Genomic DNA, 20,067 nt, shown 5'->3' with positions numbered 1-20,067 from the left:
CGGCAATGTGCGTGAAACTGTCGCGATTTTTGAAATGAGGCGTTGAAATATAAGGCGAAAAAGGCGGATTTGCAGTCCGCTGCGTAACCACTCCGCCACGTGGCCTCACGAAGTGCGCTTCTTACGGTGCCGGATCGTCCGGCGCAAGGCCGGGCTGTGGATTTCCACGGGCTTTGGCGTGATCTGCGCTACGGGCGCGCCGGGCGCGCATCCAACCGGACCTCCGGGCGTGTGGACGACCCGCCTGCTCTGCCTGTGGTGTCCTTGCGTGGGCGCGGTTTCGGCAGTGAATTGAACACCTGCGAGGTATTGCGGACATGATGAATGACGTTCATTACCGCCCTGCAGAAGCTGGTGGTTGCCATGGAAATCGTGTAGTATGTATAATAATACCGTCTAAATCTGGTTGAGAGCTGACGCAGAGTTAGATAAATCGCCAGCAGTCAACTTCCGGTCAGTCTGCCCACCGTCGGGTATCCCATGCGTATTCGGTTTAGTTTTCCGCGTATCATCGCTGCCGTCATTGTATTTGTGCTATCGGTGGTGTGTTATTGGGGATACCTTGAATACTCATTCTTCCTGTCGCGGCAGGATGCAATGGAGTCTGGGCGGCTGCGGGCGCAGCAGATCAGCGAGGCGGCGCGGCAGCAACTTTCAGCCACGTTCCGTGGGGCTGACTATTTGTTGCAGAATGTGCGTAGGGACTACGCGCGTGCTTCTGAGAATTTTGGGCTTCTTACCACCCAGGCGCTCGCGCTGTTGCCGGCATCGGCCGAGGCGCAGATCGCGGTCTATGATGCCGGGGGGCGCCTCGTCGTCTCCAGCGGCGTCGCTCCGGTTTGGGCCGACATCTCCGCGATGCAGTTCTTCGAGGTGCTGCGGATGGAGCCCCTGGACGATCGCCTCGCCGTCGGGGAGGCGGCGCGCATGCCCGGAGCGACGCGCTGGGCGGTCCCGCTGGCCCGCCCGATCCTGACGGAGGAAGGACTCGCGGGCGTCGCCGTGATGACGGTCTCGCCGAAGTTCCTTTCCGACGAGCTGGCCCTTGTGATCCTGGGCAATGACGACACCGTGGGCGCGGTTCACATTCCGGACGGCACCTATCTCGCCCGCAGCAGCGAGATCGATGCGCTGATGGGGCGCGCGGTGAAGAGCTCGCGCCCCTATCTACGGCCGGACGCACCGGCGCAGGGGGTCTTCACGGGGGTGGCGACCCATGAGCCGATCGAGCGCATCTATGCCTGGGCACGGCTGCGGAACCTGCCGGTGGTGATCTTCGTGGGCCTCTCCACCGCCGATCTCCTGGCCCCTCTCGACGAAGCCATCACCGCCCATCGCTGGACCAACCTGATCGGGACACTGGCGCTGGTCGGTCTTGTCGCGGGTCTCGCCTTCCTCGCGTTTCGGGACATTCGCCAGCGCGCAGCCCTGGTGCGCCAGGAAGCGCTCTACCATGCGCTGTTCGACCAGAATCACTCGGTGAAGCTGCTTTCCGATCCTCGGGATGGTCGCATCCTGGCCGCGAATTCCGCGGCGGCGAGCTTCTACGGCTACAGCCGCGAGCGGCTGGCCAGCATGAACATCTCCGACATCAACTGCCTGTCGCGCGAGGAGATCGTGCACGCCATGTCGGAAGCCACGCTGGGCGAGCGGCCTTCCTTCGTCTTTCCGCACCGGCTCGCGTCCGGCGAGATCCGCATGGTGGAGGTCTTCTCGGGGCCCATCACGGTCGGTGGCACCACGGCGCTCTATTCCATCATCCACGACGTGACCGACCGCTTCGAGCTGGAGCGCAGCCTGCGCGAGAGCGAGGCGCGCTACCGCGGCATCTTCGAGGCCGTGCCGGCGGGCCTCATCCTGGTGGATGAGACCGGCGCCATCACCGCATGGAACGACCGGACACTCACCGTCCTGCGAACCGACGCACCCAGCCTGGTGGCGCGCAGCAGCGCGCTGCTGGATGCCCAGGGCGAGGTGGTGCCCCGCGAGCGGCGCCCCTCCGTGCGCTGCCTGTCCGAGGATATCTCGGAGGAGCTTTTCTCCATCCGCGACGACAAGAATCGCCTGTTCTGGCTCAGCGTCGAGAGCCGCCGCTTCAGTGCCGGCGGTGACGCGCCGAAGGGCGCCATCCTGGCGTTCTCCGACATCACCCGCGCCGTGCAGCTCGAAAGGGAAGCGCTCATCAGCGAGCGCGTGTTCGAGGCGGCGGCCGAAGGCATCATGGTTACCGACCGCCGGTGGGAGATCATCCGCGTCAACCCCGCCTTCCACGAGATCACGGGGTACCAGCCGGCGGAGGTGATCGGCCAGAAGCCGAAGATGCTGGCCTTCAGGCGGAACGGCCTCAGCTTCTACAGGCCGATCTTAAAGAGCCTCGCCGCCAAGCGCAGGTGGGAAGGCGACATCACGAACCGGCGCCGCGACGGCGGTGTTTCCGTGGAGCGCACCGTGGTCAGCGCCATCGTGCAGCCCGACGGCCGGCTCACCGGATATGTCACGCTGTTCTCGGATGTCACTGCCCGCAAGAAGCAGGAAGAGGAGATCTGGCTGCGCGCGAACTTCGACCCGCTCACCGGCTTGCCGAACCGCACCCTGCTCGCCGACAGGATCGAGCTGATCCTGGGCCGGAGCCGCCACGACGCGCGGCTGGTGGGCGTGCTGTTCGTCGATCTCGACCGCTTCAAGCCGGTGAACGATCGCTGGGGCCATGCCGCGGGCGACGAGCTGCTGCGTCTGGTGGCCCGCCGGCTCTCCGGCGCCGTGCGCGCCGAGGATACGGTGGCGCGGGTCGGCGGCGACGAGTTCGTGGTCTTCCTGCCGACGGTGGCGGGCGAGGCGGACGCCATGACGGTGGCGGGGAAGCTGCTCGACCTGCTGCAGGCGCCGTTCATGCTGGCGGAGGGCGAGGCGCGCATCTCGGCCTGCGTCGGCGTCGCGGTGGGGCGGGCCGGCGCGGTCAGCGCCGAGAGCCTGATCCGCCGCGCCGATGCGGCCATGTACCGTGGCAAGACCAGCGGACGCTCACGCGTGGTCGCCTTCGCCGAGCACGAGGACCTGCACGAAGCCTGATGCCGCGGCCTCAGGCCTCCTCGGGCAGCGGCGCGATGCGCGTGCTGTCCTCGCCCTTGTGCACGGCGATGCCCATGCGGAAGCTCATGGCCATGCGCTCGGCATGGGCGATGGCGCGCGATGCGGCCTCATGGTCCAGCACGCGCCGCGCCACCGGCCGGAACAGGCTGAGCCAGCGGGCGAAATGGGTGTCGCCCACGGGGCCGAGCATAAGGTGCGGCGGCAGGGGCCGCCCATCATACCTCTTGCTCCTGCGCAGCACCGAGGACCAGAAATCGCACATCTTGGCGAGGTGCGCCGGCCACGCGTCGGGCGCGATCTTCGCGTCGAACACGGGGCCGATGAGCGGGTCCGCGCGCACGGCATCATAAAAAGAGTACACGAGGTCCCGGATCGCCTCCTCGGAAGGAGCGTCCGGCGTAGGCTGGGCCAGGGGAATGCTGTCGGTCATGGCGGTCCTCTCCGGCGGAACTGAAGGTCACGCAGATGGTGCGTCGGAAATGCGCCGGCGCAAGGTCCGTGCGCCCGTGTGCGACGCGCTGCCACGGCGGGGCCCGCTGGCGCCTTGCAAAAGAGGCGGCAATGTGGCTCTTGAAGCCGAGCTGACCCGCCGGGCCGCATCGCCAAGGCGCCCGGGCATGGTGGTCCGGAGGGAAGACATGATCGATTTCGTCGAGCTTCGCCGCGGCATGGTGGACGGGCAGGTCCGCACCAACGACGTCACGGACCATCGCATCGTCGGCGCCATGCTCGATATTCCGCGCGAGAAGTTCGTGCCGCCGGCGCTGAAGTCCCTCGCCTATATCGACGATGATCTCGAGATCCGCCCTGCTTCCGGCTCGGCCCCCGCCCGCTACCTTCTGGAGCCCATGATCCTCGCGCGCCTCGTCCAGCTTGCGGACGTGGATGAGAAGGACCACGTGCTCGATGTCGGCGCCGGCACCGGCTACGGCGCCGCCCTGCTGTCGCGTCTCGCCCAGCAGGTGGTGGCGCTGGAGGAGGACGCGGAGCTGGCCGCAGCCGCCGACAAGACCCTGTCCGATCTGGGCGTCGGCAACGTGGCGGTGATGCAGGGGCCGCTGGCGGCCGGCTGGCCCGCGGAGGCCGACTATGACCTCATCGTCATCGAGGGCGCGGTGGAAGTGATTCCCGATCGCCTGTTCGCCCAGCTCAAGGAGGGTGGGCGCCTGGTCGCCGTGATCGGCGAAGGCGGGGCGGGGCGTGCCACGATTTTCACCAAGATCGCCGGCCACCCCAGCGAGCGCGTCGCCTTCAACGCGGCGGTGCCGCTTCTGCATGGCTTCAAGGCGGCTCCCCGCTTCGTTTTCTGAGCCACCTGTGGCGCGTTTGCCGCGGTAATCCGAAAAGCGACGGGGGAATCGAACCACTCGGTTTCGTCTCCCTCGCGGTGCAGATATCTTGCTGCTTCGTTACCGCGCGGCGGGTGCGCAGGGCGCATCGGGTGGCGTGCCGTGCCCGGTCCAGGAGATGTAGATGTCGGTTGCGACAAGCATTCGCCGAAACGTTGTCGCTTTCCTGGCGGGATTCGGGGGCATGGCGCTGTCGGTTGCGATGGCGCAGGCCCAGTCGCTCGATTCGGCGCTCGCTTCCGCCTATGTGAACAACCCCACGCTTAACTCCCAGCGCGCCGGAACCCGCGCCACCGACGAGAACGTGCCGAAGGCCCTCTCTGGCTATCGGCCCACCCTGTCGGGTTCGGTCGCCGCCGGCTTCGAATCGCAGCGCCAGAACGTCACCGGCAATGGCGTCTCGAGCGGAAATATCTGGGCGCGCCAGTTCGCGCTGACAGCGACACAGACCATCTTCAACGGCTTCGTCACCGGCAACTCGACCCGCTCGGCCGAAGCGCAGGTGCGCGGATCGCGCGAGACGCTGCGCAACACCGAGCAGTCGGTGCTGCTGAACGGCGCCACCGCTTACATGAACGTCATTCAGGCCATCGCCCTGCTGGACCTTCAGCGGCAGAATCTCGCCGCCCTGGAGCAGGAACTGCGCGCCACCCGCGACCGTTTCAACGTGGGCGAGGTGACCCGCACCGACGTCGCCCAGGCCGAGGCCCGTGTCGCGGACGCGCAGTATCAGGTCAGCCAGGCGATTGCCGACCTCTCCTCGGCCAAGGCCGTGTATCGCCAGGTGATCGGCGTGGAGCCCGGCACGCTGACGACTCCGAAATCCATCGAGTGGATGATTCCCGGCACCCTGGCGAAGGTGATTTCCTCCGGCCTCGGCACCCATCCCGCGGTCAAGGCGTCCGAGTTTGCGGTCGATACGGCGCTGTTCCAGGTGAAGGTGGCCGAGGGCGCGCTTGCGCCGACCCTGCAGCTTCAAGGGCAGCTCTCGCAGAGCTATGACACCTCGCTGTCGTTGCAGTCGCAGGGTACCGCCGCGGTGGGCCTCAACCTGAGTGTCCCGATCTATCAGGGCGGCCAGGAATACGCGAACATCCGCCAGGCCAAGGAACTGCTGAGCCAGGCCCGGATCGAGGTGGACGTGAACCGCGACGCCATCCGCTCCCAGGCGGTGCAGTACTGGGGCGCGCTGGAGGCCTCCAAGGCGCAGATCCAGGCGGCCCAGGCGGCGGTTGCCGCCAATACCCTGGCGCTCGAAGGCGTGCGCGAGGAGTGGCGGGTCGGCCAGCGCACCACCACCGACGTGCTGAATGCCCAGCGCGAGCTGACCAACTCCCGTTCGGCGCTGGTGACCGCGCAGCGCGACCGCGTGGTCGCCGCCTATTCGCTGATCTCCATCATCGGCCGCCTCGACGCCGTGTCGCTGAAGCTGAAGGTGAACGTCTACAATCCGGCGGTGCACTACGAGCAGGTGCGCGACAGCTGGGCCGGCGTGCGCACGCCCGACGGTCAGTAGGGGACAGGAGGCGTCGGCGCTGGCAAGGGGCCAAGCGCCGGTGTCATAATCCAGAAGCTGATGATTCTGGTCAGCGGGGCGTGAGGCCGTCCGGCCGGCGCCCGTCGTTTCCGGCCGAGGTCGCGACATGCCTGCAAATCCGAAGGCGCAAGAGCCGTCGATGGAGGAAATCCTCGACTCCATCCGTCGCATCATCGCCGACGACGACCCCGCCGAACTGGATTTGCCGCACCCGCAGCCGATGATGCCCGTGCGTCGCGGCACCATGGAGCACGGCCCGAGCCAGAATGGCGATTCCGGCGCTCGCCGGGGTTCCCCCACCCAGCCCCATCGTCTCTATGGGCGCGCGCCCGGCAGCGCCGCATCCGCGCAGCCGGAGGCGCCGCGCGGGGGCTATTCCCGGCAGGACATGGATGACACCCGGTTTGTGCCGGCACCGAACCGGGACGGGCGCTCGCCGTCCGCGGGTGCGCAGGCCGTGCGTGGCGCCGGCTTAGACGGGCGCGGGACCGTGAGGCCGGAGACGCCGTCCTGGGGCAATGTGGCGCGCGGAAATCCGCCACCGCCCCTCGTAGCTCAGCCGGCGGCGGCTGTCGCGGCCGAGCGCAGTGCCTGGAGCGGCGAGGTTGTCGCGCGCGGCGGCGGGCCGGGTGACGTCGTCCGCGAGGTGCGGCCGGCGGCCTTCGATGGCCGTGCGGGCACGCCTGCTGCGGCGGATGCGCGGCGTTCCACCGTCGCGGCTCCGGTGCGGGCGGCGTTCGATCTGCCGCCGGTCCGCCCACAGGCCAATGGCGAGAGCGCACCTGCGAGCACCCCCGCCGTGCACGTGCAGGCGGCTCCCGAAGCGCTGTCCGTGGAGCCGTCGCACCGGCCGATCCCCAATCCTGCGCCGATTCGGGCGGAGGGGCCGGCCCCGGAACGGCGCGCGCCGCTGCCCCGCAAGGATCTGCTCTCGCCGGCGGTGGATGCGGCTGTCGCTACGGCTTTCAAGTCGCTCGGCGATCTGGTGCTCCCGCAGCAGGAGCGCACGGTCGAGGATCTCGTGAAGGAGATCCTGCGGCCCATGCTCAAGGAATGGCTGGACCAGAATCTCGCCGGCATCGTCGAACGGCTGGTGCGGGCGGAGATCGAGCGCGTCACCAGCTCGCTGCGCTGAACGCGGGGCGCCCGCGCTCCGCCTTCTGCGCGGGTGCGCGGGGCTGGTCTGATGCGCTGCGCAGTTGACGTTTTCTTTCCCGTGCGGCTTTAACCCCCGACGAAACCCATCTCGTGCCGAGCGCGACGGATGCCGGTTCCCGTCTGGCCCAGGCCGGCGCGGACGGGGCGTCGCGGCCGTGGAGCTTCAGCCCATGCTCGAAAAAGTGTTCGATCCCGCATCCGTCGAGGCCCGCATCGCCGAGGCTTGGGAACAGGAGGGCGCCTTCCGCTGCGGTCGTCCTGAGCGCAAGGACAAGCCGGGCTTCTCCATCGTCATTCCGCCGCCGAACGTCACCGGCTCCCTGCACATGGGCCATGCGCTCAACAACACGCTGCAGGACATCCTGGCCCGCTTCGAGCGCATGCGCGGCAAGGACGTGCTGTGGCAGCCGGGCACCGACCATGCCGGCATCGCCACCCAGATGGTGGTGGAGCGCCAGCTCGCGGCGCAGAAGCTGCCCGGCCGCCGCGACATGGGCCGCGCCGCCTTCATCGAGAAGGTGTGGGCGTGGAAGGCCGAATCGGGCGGCACCATCGTCGGCCAGTTGAAGCGGCTCGGCGCCTCCTGCGACTGGTCGCGCGAGCGCTTCACAATGGACGAGGGGCTCTCCCGCGCCGTGCTGAAGGTGTTCGTGCAGCTCTACCGCGAGGGGCTGATCTACAAGGACAAGCGCCTCGTCAACTGGGACCCCAAGCTCATCACCGCCATCTCGGACCTCGAGGTGGTTCCGGTGGAGATGAAGGGCAACCTCTGGCACCTGCGCTATCCGGTGGAGGGCGAGAAGGGCCGCTTCATCGTGGTCGCCACCACGCGGCCGGAGACCATGCTGGGCGACACGGCGGTGGCGGTGCACCCGGATGACGAGCGCTATCGCGACCTCGTTGGCAAGAACGTCATCCTGCCGCTGGTGGGCCGGCGCATCCCCATCGTGGCCGACGAATATTCCGACCCCGAGAAGGGCTCGGGTGCCGTGAAGATCACGCCCGCCCACGATTTCAACGACTTCGAGGTGGGCAAGCGCCATGCGTTGCCCATGATCAACGTGCTCGACGCAGAGGCGCGCATCGACACCTCCGGCATCCGGGACGACCATTCGGCGCGGCCCGAGGTCTATGTGGAGACGCCGGACGCCGCCGGCATCCTGGCCCACCTCAATGGCCTCGACCGCTTCGCCGCGCGCAAGCAGATCGTGGAGCTGCTCACCAATCTGGAGCTCCTGGAGAAGATCGAGCCCCACACCCACATGGTGCCCCACGGCGACCGCTCCAACGTGGTCATCGAGCCCTGGCTCACGGACCAGTGGTATGTGGACGCCAAGACGCTGGCCCAACCGGCGCTTGCCGCCGTGCGCGAGGGGCGCACCGGCTTCGTGCCCAAGAACTGGGAGAAGACCTATTTCGAGTGGCTGGAGAACATCCAGCCCTGGTGCGTCTCCCGCCAGCTCTGGTGGGGCCACCAGATCCCGGCCTGGTACGACCCCTTCGGCAACGTGTTCGTGGCGCTCGACGAGGACGAGGCCTTCGAGCTGGCGCTGAAGCACAATGTGGGCAACGAGACGCTCTCGGCCGAGGAGGCGGAGGCGCTGATCCACGACGCGGACAGGCGCGCCCAGTTCCTCACCCGCGACGAGGACGTGCTCGACACCTGGTTCTCGTCCGCCCTGTGGCCTTTCTCCACCATGGGCTGGCCGGATGACACGGACGAGCTGAAGAAGTTCTACCCCACCAGCGTGCTGGTGACGGGCTTCGACATCATCTTCTTCTGGGTCGCCCGCATGATGATGATGGGCCTGTACTTCATGGACGGCGAGGTGCCGTTTAAGGACATCTACATCCACGCCCTCGTCCGTGACGAGAAGGGCGCCAAGATGTCGAAGTCCAAGGGCAACGTCATCGACCCGCTCGACCTCGTGGACAAGTATGGCGCCGACGCGCTGCGCTTCACGCTGGCGGCCATGGCGGCCCAGGGGCGCGACATCAAGCTCGCCACCTCGCGCGTGGAGGGCTACCGCAACTTCGCGACCAAGCTCTGGAACGCGGTGCGCTTCGCGCAGATGAACGGCTGCGTGCGGGCCGAGGGCTTCGATCCGGCGAAGGTGGAGGCCACCCTCAACCGCTGGATCATCGGCGAGGTGGCCCGCGCCGCCTCCGAGGTGAGCGAGGCCATCCTGGCCTATCGGTTCAACGATGCCGCGGGGGCGGTCTATCGCTTCCTCTGGAACGTGTTCTGCGACTGGCACCTGGAGCTGGCGAAGCCCGTTCTTTCCGGTCCCGACGGCGCCGCCAAGGACGAGACCCGCGCCGCCACGGCCTATGTGCTCGACGTGGCCATGGCGCTGCTCCACCCCTTCATGCCCTTCCTCACCGAGGAGCTGTGGGCAGAAACGGGCAAGGAAGGCCCAGTGCGGGAGAGCCTGCTGGCGCTGGCGCCGTGGCCGGACCTCGCCGGCCTTGAGGCGCCCGATGCGGAGGCCGAGGTGGGCTGGGTGGTGGATCTCGTTACCGAGATCCGCTCCGTGCGCGCGGAGATGAACGTCCCGGCCTCGGCCCAGGTTTCCCTGGTTCTGGTGCAGCCGGGCGCGGAGACGGCGGCGCGGGCTGCGCAGTGGGACGATGCCATCCGCCGGCTGGCGCGCCTCGGCTCCGTCACCGTCGCCGATGCCATGCCGGCGGAATCGGTGCAGATGGTGGTGCGCGGCGAGGTGGCCGCCCTGCCGCTGGCCGGCGTGGTGGACCTCGCCGCCGAGCTTTCCCGCCTGAAGAAGGAAGAGGGCAAGCTCGACCAGGAGATCGCCCGCATCGACGGCAAGCTCTCCAATGAGAGCTTCGTCGCCCGCGCGCCGGAAGAGGTGGTGGAGGCCGAGCGCGAGAAGCGCGCGGAATATGTGCTGCGCCAGGAGAAGGTGCGGGCCGCCATTCGGCAGCTTTCCGGGAACTGAACAGGGCAGGCCGGCGCGTTGCGCCGGCCGCGCCATGGGCGTTGCAGCCGCGCCACACCCGGCCCTCCGAGGGTAGAAAAACGGCGCGCCTCCTTATTTCATAAAGGTTAACCATTCCTTTCCGGGGGCGCTTCGTCTGTGACGGCAAAGTCACACCGCTCCCGTTTCCATCCGCGCGCCGCAGCCGCCGCCCCAAACGCCGCGATCCCGCCACAAAACGCCACGAAACCCGAGTGCGGGACGGGGCGGAAAGCGTAGCTCGGATAAGTATTCCGACCGCCGCGTTGAAGGTAGGGTCCGAATGCGCACGCATTGGATGGCAAAGAGGTTCGAAATGCGGAGCGCAGCGGGCGGGTGCCTCAGAGAGGTCGCGACCCGGCCTTCCCTCGGCCCCGATGTTGCCGCTGCCGCCAGCGATAACCTTCGCACTATGTATTCGGATCGTCTTTCCAGCTCGAAAGGCCGCCTTCGGGGCGCACGCCGGCTCCAGCTCGGGCCGGGTGAAGCGGCCATGCAGCCCGTGCGCCGGCTCGCACGCGGCGCAAAGCTGGCGGCGCGGGTGGGTGTCCGCGACGCTCTGGGTCCCTTTGCCAGCCGGGCGGCGGGCGTGCTTTTCGCCGGCATGGTGGGGCTCATGCTCGCCACGCCGGCGGCCCATGCCTTCGACGGCACCGCTCTCGACGGCTCGTCTTCCGCCGCGCGCAGCGCCCAGCCGCTGACGCCGCCGGCCGATGTGCCCCTGGCGCCGGCCGCGCGGCCCGTGGACGAGGCCTTCCGCACCGGCGCGCAGGCGCTGCGCTCGGGTCAGACGGCGAAGGGGCTCGACGCCCTCGGCTATGCCGCCGCCCAGGGCCATGCGGTGGCGCAGTGGAAGCTCGGGCGCATCTATGCCGACGGCGACGGCGTGAAGCGCGACGATGCCAAGGCCTTCAGCTATTTCAGCAAGATCGCCAATTCCCATGCCGACGACTATCCCGGCACCGCGCAGTCGCGTTTCGTGGCCAATGCCTTCGTGGCGCTCGGCGGCTATTATCTGGTGGGTATCCCGGCCGCCGGCGTGAAGCGCGACCCAATGCGCGCACGTGACATGTATTCCTACGCCGCCTCCTATTTCGGCGATGCGGACGCGCAATATCATCTCGGCAAGCTCTACCTCGATGGCGTCGGCGGACCGAAGGACGCGCGCAACGCCGGCCGGTGGCTGACGCTGGCGGCGCAGAAGGGGCAGTTCGAGGCGCAGGCCATGCTGGGCGAGCTGCTGTTCCGCGGCGAGGAGGGGGTGCCCCGGCAGGCGGCGCGCGGCCTCATGTGGCTGACCCTCGCGCGTGATGCCGCCGCCCGCCCGGAAGACCACTGGGTGGTGGAACTGCATGAGGAAGTGTTCGCCGAGGCGAACGCAGACGAGCGCGCCATGGCGCTCACCTATCTCGAAAACTGGCTGAAGACCGCCAAGCGCTGAGGCGCGGGCCGCAGGCGGATTTCCCTTCGGCGCAGGGCTTGGCGGCGTTCCCTGGCCCGCGATGGCGACGCCCCGTTGCGGGCGCTGCGCCGGCTCATGCCGACATCTTTTCTCTTTTGGTCGTCTGCCTCCCGCAAGGGGCTGAAATGCCGGCGTCGGCTGACGCCGGGCCTCGACGGTGGGCGTGATGTGGGTCAGGGAGCATGCGCGGCTTCCGCATATGGACCGCGCGTCCAGCGGGCCCACTGCGCCGCGCGCGCCGTGTCAGTCCGCCGGCTTTTCCGCCGGGTGGCGCGGCAGGTCCGGCCCCAGGCCCTCGCACATGAGGAGGGCGGTGGTGGTCCAGATGTGGTGGGTGGGCACCACGCTGTCGGGCGCATCGAGGGTGCCGAGGGTGACATCCACCCCCGCCTCCACGGCCATGTCGAACAGGATGGGGCTGCCGCAGGCACCGCAGAAGCCGCGCGTGACGCCGGGGGAAGAGGCGTAGGTCGCGAGTGCGCCGCGCGTGAGCTGGAAGTCCGCACGCGCCACCGTGGCCCAGGGCACGGCACCGGCGCCGGAGGCGCGCCGGCACATGGTGCAGTAGCACCAATAGGCGCTTTCGATGCGGCGCAGGCGATAGCGGATGGCGCCGCACAGGCAGCCGCCCTCATGCGGCGTGTCGGGCGATGCGCCGCTCACGGGGCGATGGCGAAATCGGCCCAGACGGGCACGTGGTCGGAAGGCTTCTCCCAGGCGCGCACGTGCTTGTCGATGCCGGTGGCGATGAGCCGGTCGGCCGCCTGGGGCGACAGCAGCAGGTGGTCGATGCGGATGCCGTTGTCGCGCTGCCATGCGCCGGCCTGGTAATCCCAGAAGGTATAGGTGCGCCCGGCGTCGGTGCTGGCGCGGATGGCATCGGTGAGGCCGAGGCTCAGCAGGCTGCGGAAGGCGGTGCGCGTGCGCGGCAGGAACAGCGCGTCGCCCACCCAGGCGGCAGGGTCGGCCGCGTCGGGCGGGGCGGGGATGACGTTGAAGTCGCCGGCCAGGATCAGGGGCTCCTCCAGCTTCAGCCGGTCCTCGGCGAAGGCGGCGAGCCGGTCCATGAAGCGCAGCTTGTAGGGATATTTCTCGGTGTCCGGCGGGTTGCCGTTGGGCAGGTAGATGCAGGCCACCCGCACCACGCCGCCCTTCACGGAGACCACAGCCTCGATGAAGCGGGCCTGCTCGTCGCCGTCGTCGCCGGCAAGGCCGTGGGTCACGTCCTCCAGAGGCAGCTTGGAAAGCAGGGCGACACCGTTGAAGGTCTTCTGCCCGTGCACGGAGACATTGTAGCCGAGCTGCTCGAAGGGCTCCTTCGGGAAGGCGTCGGTCTGGCACTTGATCTCCTGGAGGCAGACCACGTCGGGGCTCGCCTCTTTCAGCCAGGCGACGGCGTGGTCGAGCCGCTGGCGGATGGAGTTCACGTTCCAGGTGGCGATGCGCATGGGGTCCGCTCTCCTCGCGCCCGGCGATGCGGGCGAGGGGAGCATACTCCGGCGCGGCGCGGGGGCAACGGGGTGGGGCGAGCGCCTGAGGCGAAAGCAGGCGCCAACGGCAAGGTCAAGGGTTGCGGCGCCCGGCAAAGGGTGGCATGCACGGGGCTTGCCCCTGCACGGATGGCGGCCCCATGACGTTCGCGTCCATCGCGTTTCTGTTCTATTTTCTCCCGCTTTTCCTGGTCTGTTATTTCTCCGCGAAGACAATCCAGACGCGGAACTATATCTTTCTGGCCTTTTCTCTTGTCTTCTATGCGGTGGGCTATACGCCGCACATCCTCATCCTGCTGTTTTCCGTGAGCGTCAATTTCTTCCTCGCCCAGGCCATCGACCGGCGCGAGGGGGCCGCGCGCAAGCAGGTCCTGGCGCTCGGCGCCACGTTCAATCTGCTGCTGCTCGGCGTCTTCAAGTACACCGGCTTCCTGGTGGAAAACCTGAACGTGCTGCTGGAGCCCGCGCACGTGGCGCTGCCGGTGCCGCAGATCGCGCTGCCGCTCGGCATCTCCTTCTATTCCTTCCACGCCATCTCCTACCTCGCCGACATCTACAAACGGAAGGTGAGGGCCAATTCCGATCCGGCCCAGTTCGGCCTCTACATGTGCATGTTCCCTCAGCTCGTGGCGGGGCCCATCGTGCGGTATTCCACGGTGGCGCGTCAGCTCGGGAACCGGAGGGTCACATGGGGGCGCTTTTCGGCCGGCGCGCGCCTGTTCGCCATCGGGCTCGCCTGGAAGGTGCTGATCGCCGACGAGGTCTCGCGCCTGGTGGTGAGCGTGTTCGACGCCACCACCAACCCCACCTTGGTGGAAGCGTGGCTGGGGCTCTATGCCTATACGGTGCAGATCTATTTCGACTTCGCGGGCTATTCCACCATGGCGGTGGGCCTGGGCGTGATGGTGGGCTTCGCCCTGCCGCGCAACTTCCGCCTGCCCTATACGGCGCGCTCCATCTCGGATTTCTGGCGGCGCTGGCACATGAGCCTTTCCGCCTTCCTGCGCGACTATCTCTACATCCCCCTTGGCGGGAACCGGCGCGGCGAGCTGCGCACCTATTTCAATCTCTCCGCCGTGTTCCTGCTGTGCGGCCTGTGGCATGGGGCGAGCTGGAACTTCGTCATCTGGGGCGCCCACCACGGCGCTTTCCTCATCATCGAGCGCGCCTTCCTCGGCCGCTGGCTGAAGCGCCTGCCCGATGCCGTTTCCCACCTTTATGCGGTGGTAGTGGTGATGCTCGGCTGGGTGTGGTTCCGGGCCGACACCCTGCCCGGCGCGCTGGACATGTTCGCCGGCCTCGCCGGGGCGCACGGCTTCAGCCGCCCCTCCATGGCGCTGGGCTTCGGGCTGCACACCCTCTCCATCGCGGCGCTGGTGGCGGGCGGGCTCATCGGCTTCTTCCGCTGGCGGCGCTGGTCGATCCTGTCGGGCGAGGGAGGGGCGGCGCGCTTCGCCGATTTCGCCTTCATCGGGGCTCTGCTGCTGCTGAGCGTCGTGTGGGTGGGGGGCACGGTGCCCACGCCTTTCCTCTACTATCGCTTCTGAGGCGCCGGCCATGAACCTGCTCGCGCGTCACCGCCGCTATCTCGGAGCCCTCGTGGCCGGCTTCTTCGGCCTGCTGCTGCTGTCGAACATCATTCCCGATCCCGTGGGCGGATGGAAGGCGCGCACCCCCATCGATCCCGGCTGGAGCTTCCTGCAGAAGGCCGGGGCGGTTCTGCGCACCGCGCCCGCCTTCATGCAGGACAATTTCGGCTTCCGCGCCACCATGCCGACGCTGCGCCGCGCCATCCGCTCGGCCCTGGGCGCGCCGGATACCACGCCCATCTATGCCGGCCGCGACGGGCGGCTGTTCTGGGCCATGGAACTGACGCCCGAGCAATCCGCCGGCGCGGTGGTGCGGGCCTCAGCGGTGGCGCGCTTCGCCACCATGATCGGCGTGATGCAGCGCGAGCTTGCGCCCCTCGGCACCAAGGTGGTGGTGGCGCTGCCGCCCAACGCGCAGTCCGTGGAAGTGGAAGCGCTGCCGGCCTGGACCGACCTTCTGCGCTATCCGGTCACCGAATACGGCATGGCCCTCGACGCCCTGCGCGCGGAGGGCGTGGCGGCGGTGGACCTGCGCCCGGCGCTGCGGGAGGCGCCCGCGCCGCGCTACCTGCACACCGACACGCATTGGAACACCCGCAGCTCGGTGCTGGCGTTCAATGCGGTGATGGCGGCGGCGGGGCATCCGCTCTGGCGGGTGGACCCGGCCGAGGTGGTGGGCCCGCCCGAGCCCATGGCGCGCGGCGACCTGCTGCGCTCCATGCGCATGCCGCCGGATATCGACGACGAGAACTTCAAGATCCAATTGCCGCCTCGTGCCGGGAAGGGGCGGGCGGACCCCGCGCTGGCGCACCCGAACGTGCATCCGCTGTTCGCATCCCTGGCGTGGGACTATGCGCCCACGGGCGCGCGCGTGCTGATCCTGGGGGATTCCTTCACCAACGGCCTGTGGCCGCGGCTGTTCGTGAACGCCGAGGTGAGCGTGGTGGGCTGGATGCACGCCTCCCGCACGGTGATGGGCGCGTGCGACTTCAATTTCGACGATGTCCGCCGCTTCAAGCCGGACCTGCTCATCTATGCCCGCACGGAGCGCTATTTCGTGTGCCCGCCGAGCGCATGGCCGGTGGGCCTGCCCCAGCCGGACCCCGGCGCCATTCCGGCCGGTGCGGCGCCGTAATGGCGCACTTTTTCCGGAGCGCCTTGCCGCAGGCGCGCGAAAGCACGCGGCGGGGCTGAGCCCTGCCGCGCCTGACTGGCGAACCTCAACCGCGGCCTGTCAGACCGCGAAGCTGGAGCCGCAGCCGCACTTGGCCGTGGCCATGGGATTGTGGATCTTGAAGGCGGAGCCCATCAGGTCGGCCACGTAGTCGAGCTGGGAGCCCTTGACGTAGTCGAGCGAGATGCGATCGAGCACGATCTTGGCGCCTTCCTTCTCGATGACGAGGTCGTCCGGCTCCTGCACGGTCGTCATGTCGTACTTGTATGAGAAACCGGAGCAGCCGCCGCCTTCCACGGAAAGGCGCAGGAAGGTGCCCTCCGGCTCCGAGGACAGGATGTGGCGAATACGGCGGGCGGCCGCGTCGGTGACGGCGAAATCGGGAGCCTCGGCAGACGCGGGCTCCTGGGTCGGGGCGAGTGTGGCGTCCATGGTATCGACTTTATGAAATGAAGATGGCAATGCCCCAAGTTAAGCCCGGAACGCTTCGAATTAAAGGGCCGGGCACGTAAAAACGCGCGGGCGGGAGGAATCTCAAGATGGCTGTTTCCGGCGCAAGGCCGCGCGTTTCCTGGGCTTGTGATCCAGATACATCGCGCGGGCGGCTGGTGGACGAGGCCGAGATGCCGCCCCGCAGCGGCTTCCGGCGCGACTGCGATCGCATCATCCACTCCACCGCGTTCCGGCGTCTCCGGCACAAGACGCAGGTGTTCTCCTTCAACGAGGGCGACCACTACCGCACCCGCCTCACCCACACGCTGGAGGTAGTGCAGGTGGCGCGCTCCATCGCGCGGGCGCTGGGGCTCGACGAGGATCTGGCGGAGGCGCTGGCGCTGGCGCACGACCTCGGCCATCCGCCCTTCGCCCATGCCGGAGAGCGGGCGCTCGACGCCTGCATGGCGCAACATGGCGGCTTCGACCACAATGCCCAGTCGCTGCGGGTGGTGACGCGCATCGAGCGCCGCTATGCGGAGTTCGACGGCCTCAACCTGACCTGGGAGACGCTGGAAGGCATCGTCAAGCACAACGGGCCGCTCGCCGACCGGGAGGGCAGGGGCATCGGCCATTATGCGGGGGGCCTGCCCCACGCCATAACAGTGCATTCCGCCCAGCAGGACCTGGAGCTGTGGAGCCACGCCGGCCCCGAGGCCCAGGTGGCCGCGCTGGCGGACGACATCGCCTACGACGTGCACGATCTCGACGACGGCATCCGCGCCCGCATGTTCACCCTCGATGAACTGGAGCCGCTGCCGCTGGTGGGCGAGGCCATCCGCGAGGTGCGGGCGCGCTACCCGGACATCGAGATGCCCCGCGCGGTCAACGAGGTGCTGCGGCGGGTCATCACCCGCCTCATCCTGGACGTGGTGCGCCAGGGCGAGGCCGCGGCCGCCGCGGCCGGCGTCTCTTCTGCCGATGAGGTGCGGCGACTGGGGCGCACGCTCATCACCTTCTCGCCGGAGATGGCACGGGCGGAGAAGGCGCTGAAGGGCTTCCTCTACCCCCACATGTACCGCCACGAGCGGGTGAACCGCATCATGGCCGAGGCGCAGCGGGTGGTGCGCGAGCTCTTCGCCCACTTCATGGCCCACCCGCAGGACATGCCGCCCTCCTGGCACGCCGATCTCGAAAGCCTGGACGAGAACCGCCTCGCCCGTCGCGTGACCGACTACATCGCCGGCATGACCGACCGCTACGCCCTCGACCAGCACGCCCGTTTCTTTGACACGACGCCGGATCTGAGATAGGCGCCGCTGCGACCAACCCGATCGGACTTTTCCATGAACGTCTACGCGATCTTCGCCGATTTCGTCCGCGAAGCCGTCGCCGCCCTCGTTTCCGAGGGCCAGTTTGCCGAAGGGCGGGGCACCGGCCTCGACCTCTCCCGCGTGGTGGTGGAGCCTCCGCGAGACGCGAGCCACGGCGACCTTGCCACCAATGCCGCGCTGGTGCTGGCCAAGGACCTGGGGACGAAGCCCCGCGACCTCGCCGAGAAGATCGCCGGCAAGCTGAAGTCGCTCGCCCATGTGGCGAAGGTGGACGTGGCCGGGCCGGGCTTCATCAACCTCACGCTCGACCCCGCCTTCTGGCCGCGGGTGCTGGCGGCGGCTCTGGGGCAGGGCCCGCGCTTCGGCCGCTCCGCGCTGGGCACCGACGAGCCGGTGAACGTGGAATATGTCTCCGCCAACCCCACGGGCCCGATGCATGTGGGCCACTGCCGTGGCGCGGTGTTCGGCGACGCCATGGCGAACCTGCTGGCCTTCGCCGGCTACAAGGTGACCCGCGAATATTACATCAACGACGCCGGCGCCCAGGTGGACGTGCTCGGCCGCTCCGCCTACCTGCGCTATCGCGAGGCGGTGACCGGCGAGAAGGCGGAAATTCCCGACGGGCTCTACCCCGGCGACTATCTGGTGCCCGTCGGCAAGGAACTGGCGGAGATGCACGGGGCGGAATATCTCGCCGCCCCCGAGAGCGAGTGGCTGCCCATCTTCCGCAGCTTCGCCATCGGCGCCATGATGAACATGATCCGCGACGACCTGACGGCGCTGGGGATCGAGTTCGACGTGTTCTTCTCCGAGCGTTCGCTCGCGGCCGGCGCGGTGGACAGGGTGGGCGCCACCATCGAGGCGCTGCGCGCGTCCGGCGAGGTCTATGAAGGCCGCCTGCCGCCGCCCAAGGGCGCGCCCATCGAGGATTGGGAGGACCGCGAGCAGACCCTGTTCCGCTCCACCGAATTCGGCGACGACGTCGACCGGCCGCTCAAGAAGTCCGACGGCAGCTATACTTATTTCGCCGGCGACATCGCCTACCACAAGGACAAGGTGGCGCGCGGCTTCTTCACGATGATCGACGTATGGGGCGCCGACCACGGCGGCTATGTCAAGCGCATGCAGGCGGCGGTGAAGGCCGTCTCCGGCGGCAGGGCAAGCCTGGACGTGGAGCTGATCCAGCTCGTGCGCCTGTTCCGCAACGGCGAGCCGGTGCGCATGTCGAAGCGGGCGGGCTCCTTCGTCACCCTGCGGGATGTTGTGGACGAAGTGGGGCGCGACGCGGTGCGCTTCATGATGCTGTTCCGCAAGAACGACGCGCCGCTCGATTTCGATCTCGCCAAGGTGATCGAGCAGTCGCGCGAGAACCCCGTGTTCTATGTGCAGTATGCGCACGCGCGGGCGAAATCCATTCTGCGCAACGCCGCCGCCGCGCTGGCCGACCTGCCGGCGGAAGCCTCCGCTTTCGCGGATGCGCAATTGAGCCGGCTCGATGACGAGGGTGAGCTCGGCCTCATGAAGCGCATCGCCTCCTGGCCGCGTCTGGTGGAGCAGGCGGCGAGCGCCCGCGAGCCCCACCGTGTGGCCTTCTATCTCCATGAATTGGCAAGCGATTTCCATGCCCAGTGGAACCGCGGAAAAGACCTGCCACATTTACGCTTCATTATCGAGAATGATCGAGATTTGACCTCGGCCCGCTTGGCCCTGGTGCACGGCGTGGCCACGGTGCTCGCCTCGGGTCTGAAGGTGCTGGGGGTGGAGGCCGTCGACGAGATGAAATGAGCTCGTCCGGCGCAGCCAATCGGCTCCCTTGCGGCCTCCTTTGGCCGGAAAGCAGATCCGTCTGGGGCGGGGCGGACGAGAAGACATCGAGGCGACATGGTCGACGAAAGCAGGTTCCGCTACCGGCGTGACGGGGGCTCCAGGGAGGAAGGTGACGCCGGCGCGCGGACACCTTCCGCGCGCGATGCCTCCGCGCGCGAGGGCGCACCCCATGCGCAGGAGCCGCGCCAGGCGCCGCCGCGCCAGGCCCCCCCGGTTTCCACGCGGCAGGAGGGCCTGCGCCAGGGCGCCGCGAGCCAGGGCGCCGCTGGACAGATGCCGTCCCGAACCGATGCCGCCCGCCCGGATGCGGCGCGCGCCGAGCCCGGTCGTCTGGCGTCGCCGCGCCAGGGGCAGCCGCAGGCTCCTGCCCGCGAGCCCGCCGCCGGCCTTCGTCAGGCGGCTCCGCCGCGCGCGCCCCAGCCTCCCCGTGATCTCCCCCCGCAGGGCGCGCCCGCAGCGCGTCCCGCTCCCACTCGTTCGGCGCCGGCCGCGGCCCGTCCCGCTGCGCGCCCTCAGGCGGACGGTGGCGTCGACCCCCTTGCCGAGCTCGCCCGCCTGATCGGCGAGCAGGACCCCTTTGTCGATTTCGCGGATCTTCAGCCGGAGGCAACCGCCGCCCGTGCTCCGGCCGTTCCCGTCTCGCGCGCCGA

At 68.5% G+C, this 20,067-nt stretch carries 14 protein-coding genes; 10 read left to right on the top strand and 4 right to left on the bottom strand.

The window, feature by feature from the left end; translation table 11 throughout:
• Window positions 1–759: 759 nt before the first annotated feature.
• Window positions 760–3,069, top strand: coding sequence for a PAS domain S-box protein (locus tag V5F75_RS16330; RefSeq protein ID WP_394033837.1), 2,310 nt, complete (start codon window positions 760–762; stop codon window positions 3,067–3,069).
• Window positions 3,070–3,079: 10 nt separating this feature from the next.
• Here V5F75_RS16330 and V5F75_RS16325 read toward each other — a convergent pair whose 3' ends face one another.
• Window positions 3,080–3,520: a group III truncated hemoglobin gene (locus tag V5F75_RS16325; RefSeq protein WP_394033836.1), complete on the bottom strand. Its 441-nt coding sequence runs from the start codon at window positions 3,518–3,520 to the stop codon at window positions 3,080–3,082.
• A gap of 208 nt (window positions 3,521–3,728) precedes the next feature.
• Between V5F75_RS16325 and V5F75_RS16320 the strand changes: the two genes are divergently transcribed.
• The 5 genes from V5F75_RS16320 to V5F75_RS16300 all read left to right on the top strand — a co-directional run bounded on the left by V5F75_RS16320 (window position 3,729) and on the right by V5F75_RS16300 (window position 11,550).
• Complete coding sequence (locus tag V5F75_RS16320) at window positions 3,729–4,400, top strand: protein-L-isoaspartate O-methyltransferase family protein (protein WP_394033835.1); 672 nt, start codon at window positions 3,729–3,731, stop codon at window positions 4,398–4,400.
• A 223-nt stretch (window positions 4,401–4,623) separates the two neighbouring features.
• The gene (locus tag V5F75_RS16315; protein WP_394033834.1) at window positions 4,624–5,955 is read left to right on the top strand and encodes a TolC family outer membrane protein; all 1,332 of its coding nucleotides are present in this window, start codon (window positions 4,624–4,626) and stop codon (window positions 5,953–5,955) included.
• 127 nt (window positions 5,956–6,082) lie between these two features.
• A complete protein-coding gene (locus tag V5F75_RS16310) occupies window positions 6,083–7,111 on the top strand; it encodes a DUF2497 domain-containing protein (RefSeq protein WP_509212100.1) in 1,029 nt (342 codons plus the stop codon).
• A 193-nt stretch (window positions 7,112–7,304) separates the two neighbouring features.
• Complete coding sequence (locus tag V5F75_RS16305; protein WP_394033832.1) at window positions 7,305–10,091, top strand: valine--tRNA ligase; 2,787 nt, start codon at window positions 7,305–7,307, stop codon at window positions 10,089–10,091.
• Window positions 10,092–10,725: 634 nt separating this feature from the next.
• On the top strand, window positions 10,726–11,550 hold the full coding sequence (locus tag V5F75_RS16300) for a tetratricopeptide repeat protein (protein ID WP_394034088.1): 825 nt from the start codon (window positions 10,726–10,728) through the stop codon (window positions 11,548–11,550).
• A gap of 264 nt (window positions 11,551–11,814) precedes the next feature.
• Here the strand turns inward: V5F75_RS16300 and V5F75_RS16295 are convergent, their stop codons facing one another.
• Window positions 11,815–12,234: a GFA family protein gene (locus tag V5F75_RS16295; RefSeq protein ID WP_394033831.1), complete on the bottom strand. Its 420-nt coding sequence runs from the start codon at window positions 12,232–12,234 to the stop codon at window positions 11,815–11,817.
• Window positions 12,231–13,019, bottom strand: a complete 789-nt coding sequence (gene xth, locus V5F75_RS16290) for an exodeoxyribonuclease III (protein ID WP_394033830.1) — start codon at window positions 13,017–13,019, stop codon at window positions 12,231–12,233. Before xth ends, V5F75_RS16295 begins: the two co-directional genes overlap by 4 nt.
• A gap of 182 nt (window positions 13,020–13,201) precedes the next feature.
• On the opposite strand from xth, the gene V5F75_RS16285 reads away from it, so the two are divergent.
• Together V5F75_RS16285 and V5F75_RS16280 are read left to right on the top strand one after the other, a co-directional pair.
• Complete coding sequence (locus V5F75_RS16285) at window positions 13,202–14,608, top strand: MBOAT family O-acyltransferase (protein ID WP_394033829.1); 1,407 nt, start codon at window positions 13,202–13,204, stop codon at window positions 14,606–14,608.
• Window positions 14,609–14,618: 10 nt separating this feature from the next.
• Window positions 14,619–15,785 carry an alginate O-acetyltransferase AlgX-related protein gene (locus tag V5F75_RS16280; protein ID WP_394033828.1) on the top strand — a complete coding sequence of 389 codons (1,167 nt, stop codon included), beginning with the start codon at window positions 14,619–14,621 and terminating at the stop codon, window positions 15,783–15,785.
• Window positions 15,786–15,884: 99 nt separating this feature from the next.
• Here the strand turns inward: V5F75_RS16280 and V5F75_RS16275 are convergent, their stop codons facing one another.
• The gene (locus V5F75_RS16275) at window positions 15,885–16,256 is read right to left on the bottom strand and encodes a HesB/IscA family protein (RefSeq protein WP_393987051.1); all 372 of its coding nucleotides are present in this window, start codon (window positions 16,254–16,256) and stop codon (window positions 15,885–15,887) included.
• A gap of 107 nt (window positions 16,257–16,363) precedes the next feature.
• Between V5F75_RS16275 and V5F75_RS16270 the strand changes: the two genes are divergently transcribed.
• Both V5F75_RS16270 and argS read left to right on the top strand, forming a co-directional pair.
• Window positions 16,364–17,569: a deoxyguanosinetriphosphate triphosphohydrolase gene (locus tag V5F75_RS16270; protein ID WP_394033827.1), complete on the top strand. Its 1,206-nt coding sequence runs from the start codon at window positions 16,364–16,366 to the stop codon at window positions 17,567–17,569.
• A gap of 33 nt (window positions 17,570–17,602) precedes the next feature.
• Complete coding sequence (gene argS, locus V5F75_RS16265) at window positions 17,603–19,375, top strand: arginine--tRNA ligase (RefSeq protein ID WP_394033826.1); 1,773 nt, start codon at window positions 17,603–17,605, stop codon at window positions 19,373–19,375.
• Window positions 19,376–20,067: the final 692 nt, after the last annotated feature.

The organism is Xanthobacter albus, from assembly GCF_043194895.2.
GTDB lineage: Bacteria > Pseudomonadota > Alphaproteobacteria > Rhizobiales > Xanthobacteraceae > Xanthobacter.
Note: the sequence above shows the minus strand (reverse complement) of the source record. Positions and strands in the feature narration are given on the sequence as shown.

Bases quoted from the DNA above. Each gene is read 5' to 3' on its own strand.
- V5F75_RS16325 (WP_394033836.1), bottom strand. From the start codon at position 3,520: ATGACCGACAGCATTCCCCTGGCCCAGCCTACGCCGGACGCTCCTTCC.
- V5F75_RS16320 (WP_394033835.1), top strand. From the start codon at position 3,729: ATGATCGATTTCGTCGAGCTTCGCCGCGGCATGGTGGACGGGCAGGTC.
- V5F75_RS16315 (WP_394033834.1), top strand. From the start codon at position 4,624: ATGGCGCTGTCGGTTGCGATGGCGCAGGCCCAGTCGCTCGATTCGGCG.
- V5F75_RS16310 (WP_509212100.1), top strand. From the start codon at position 6,083: ATGCCTGCAAATCCGAAGGCGCAAGAGCCGTCGATGGAGGAAATCCTC.
- V5F75_RS16305 (WP_394033832.1), top strand. From the start codon at position 7,305: ATGCTCGAAAAAGTGTTCGATCCCGCATCCGTCGAGGCCCGCATCGCC.
- V5F75_RS16300 (WP_394034088.1), top strand. From the start codon at position 10,726: ATGCTCGCCACGCCGGCGGCCCATGCCTTCGACGGCACCGCTCTCGAC.
- xth (WP_394033830.1), bottom strand. From the start codon at position 13,019: ATGCGCATCGCCACCTGGAACGTGAACTCCATCCGCCAGCGGCTCGAC.
- V5F75_RS16285 (WP_394033829.1), top strand. From the start codon at position 13,202: ATGACGTTCGCGTCCATCGCGTTTCTGTTCTATTTTCTCCCGCTTTTC.
- V5F75_RS16280 (WP_394033828.1), top strand. From the start codon at position 14,619: ATGAACCTGCTCGCGCGTCACCGCCGCTATCTCGGAGCCCTCGTGGCC.
- V5F75_RS16275 (WP_393987051.1), bottom strand. From the start codon at position 16,256: ATGGACGCCACACTCGCCCCGACCCAGGAGCCCGCGTCTGCCGAGGCT.
- V5F75_RS16270 (WP_394033827.1), top strand. From the start codon at position 16,364: ATGGCTGTTTCCGGCGCAAGGCCGCGCGTTTCCTGGGCTTGTGATCCA.
- argS (WP_394033826.1), top strand. From the start codon at position 17,603: ATGAACGTCTACGCGATCTTCGCCGATTTCGTCCGCGAAGCCGTCGCC.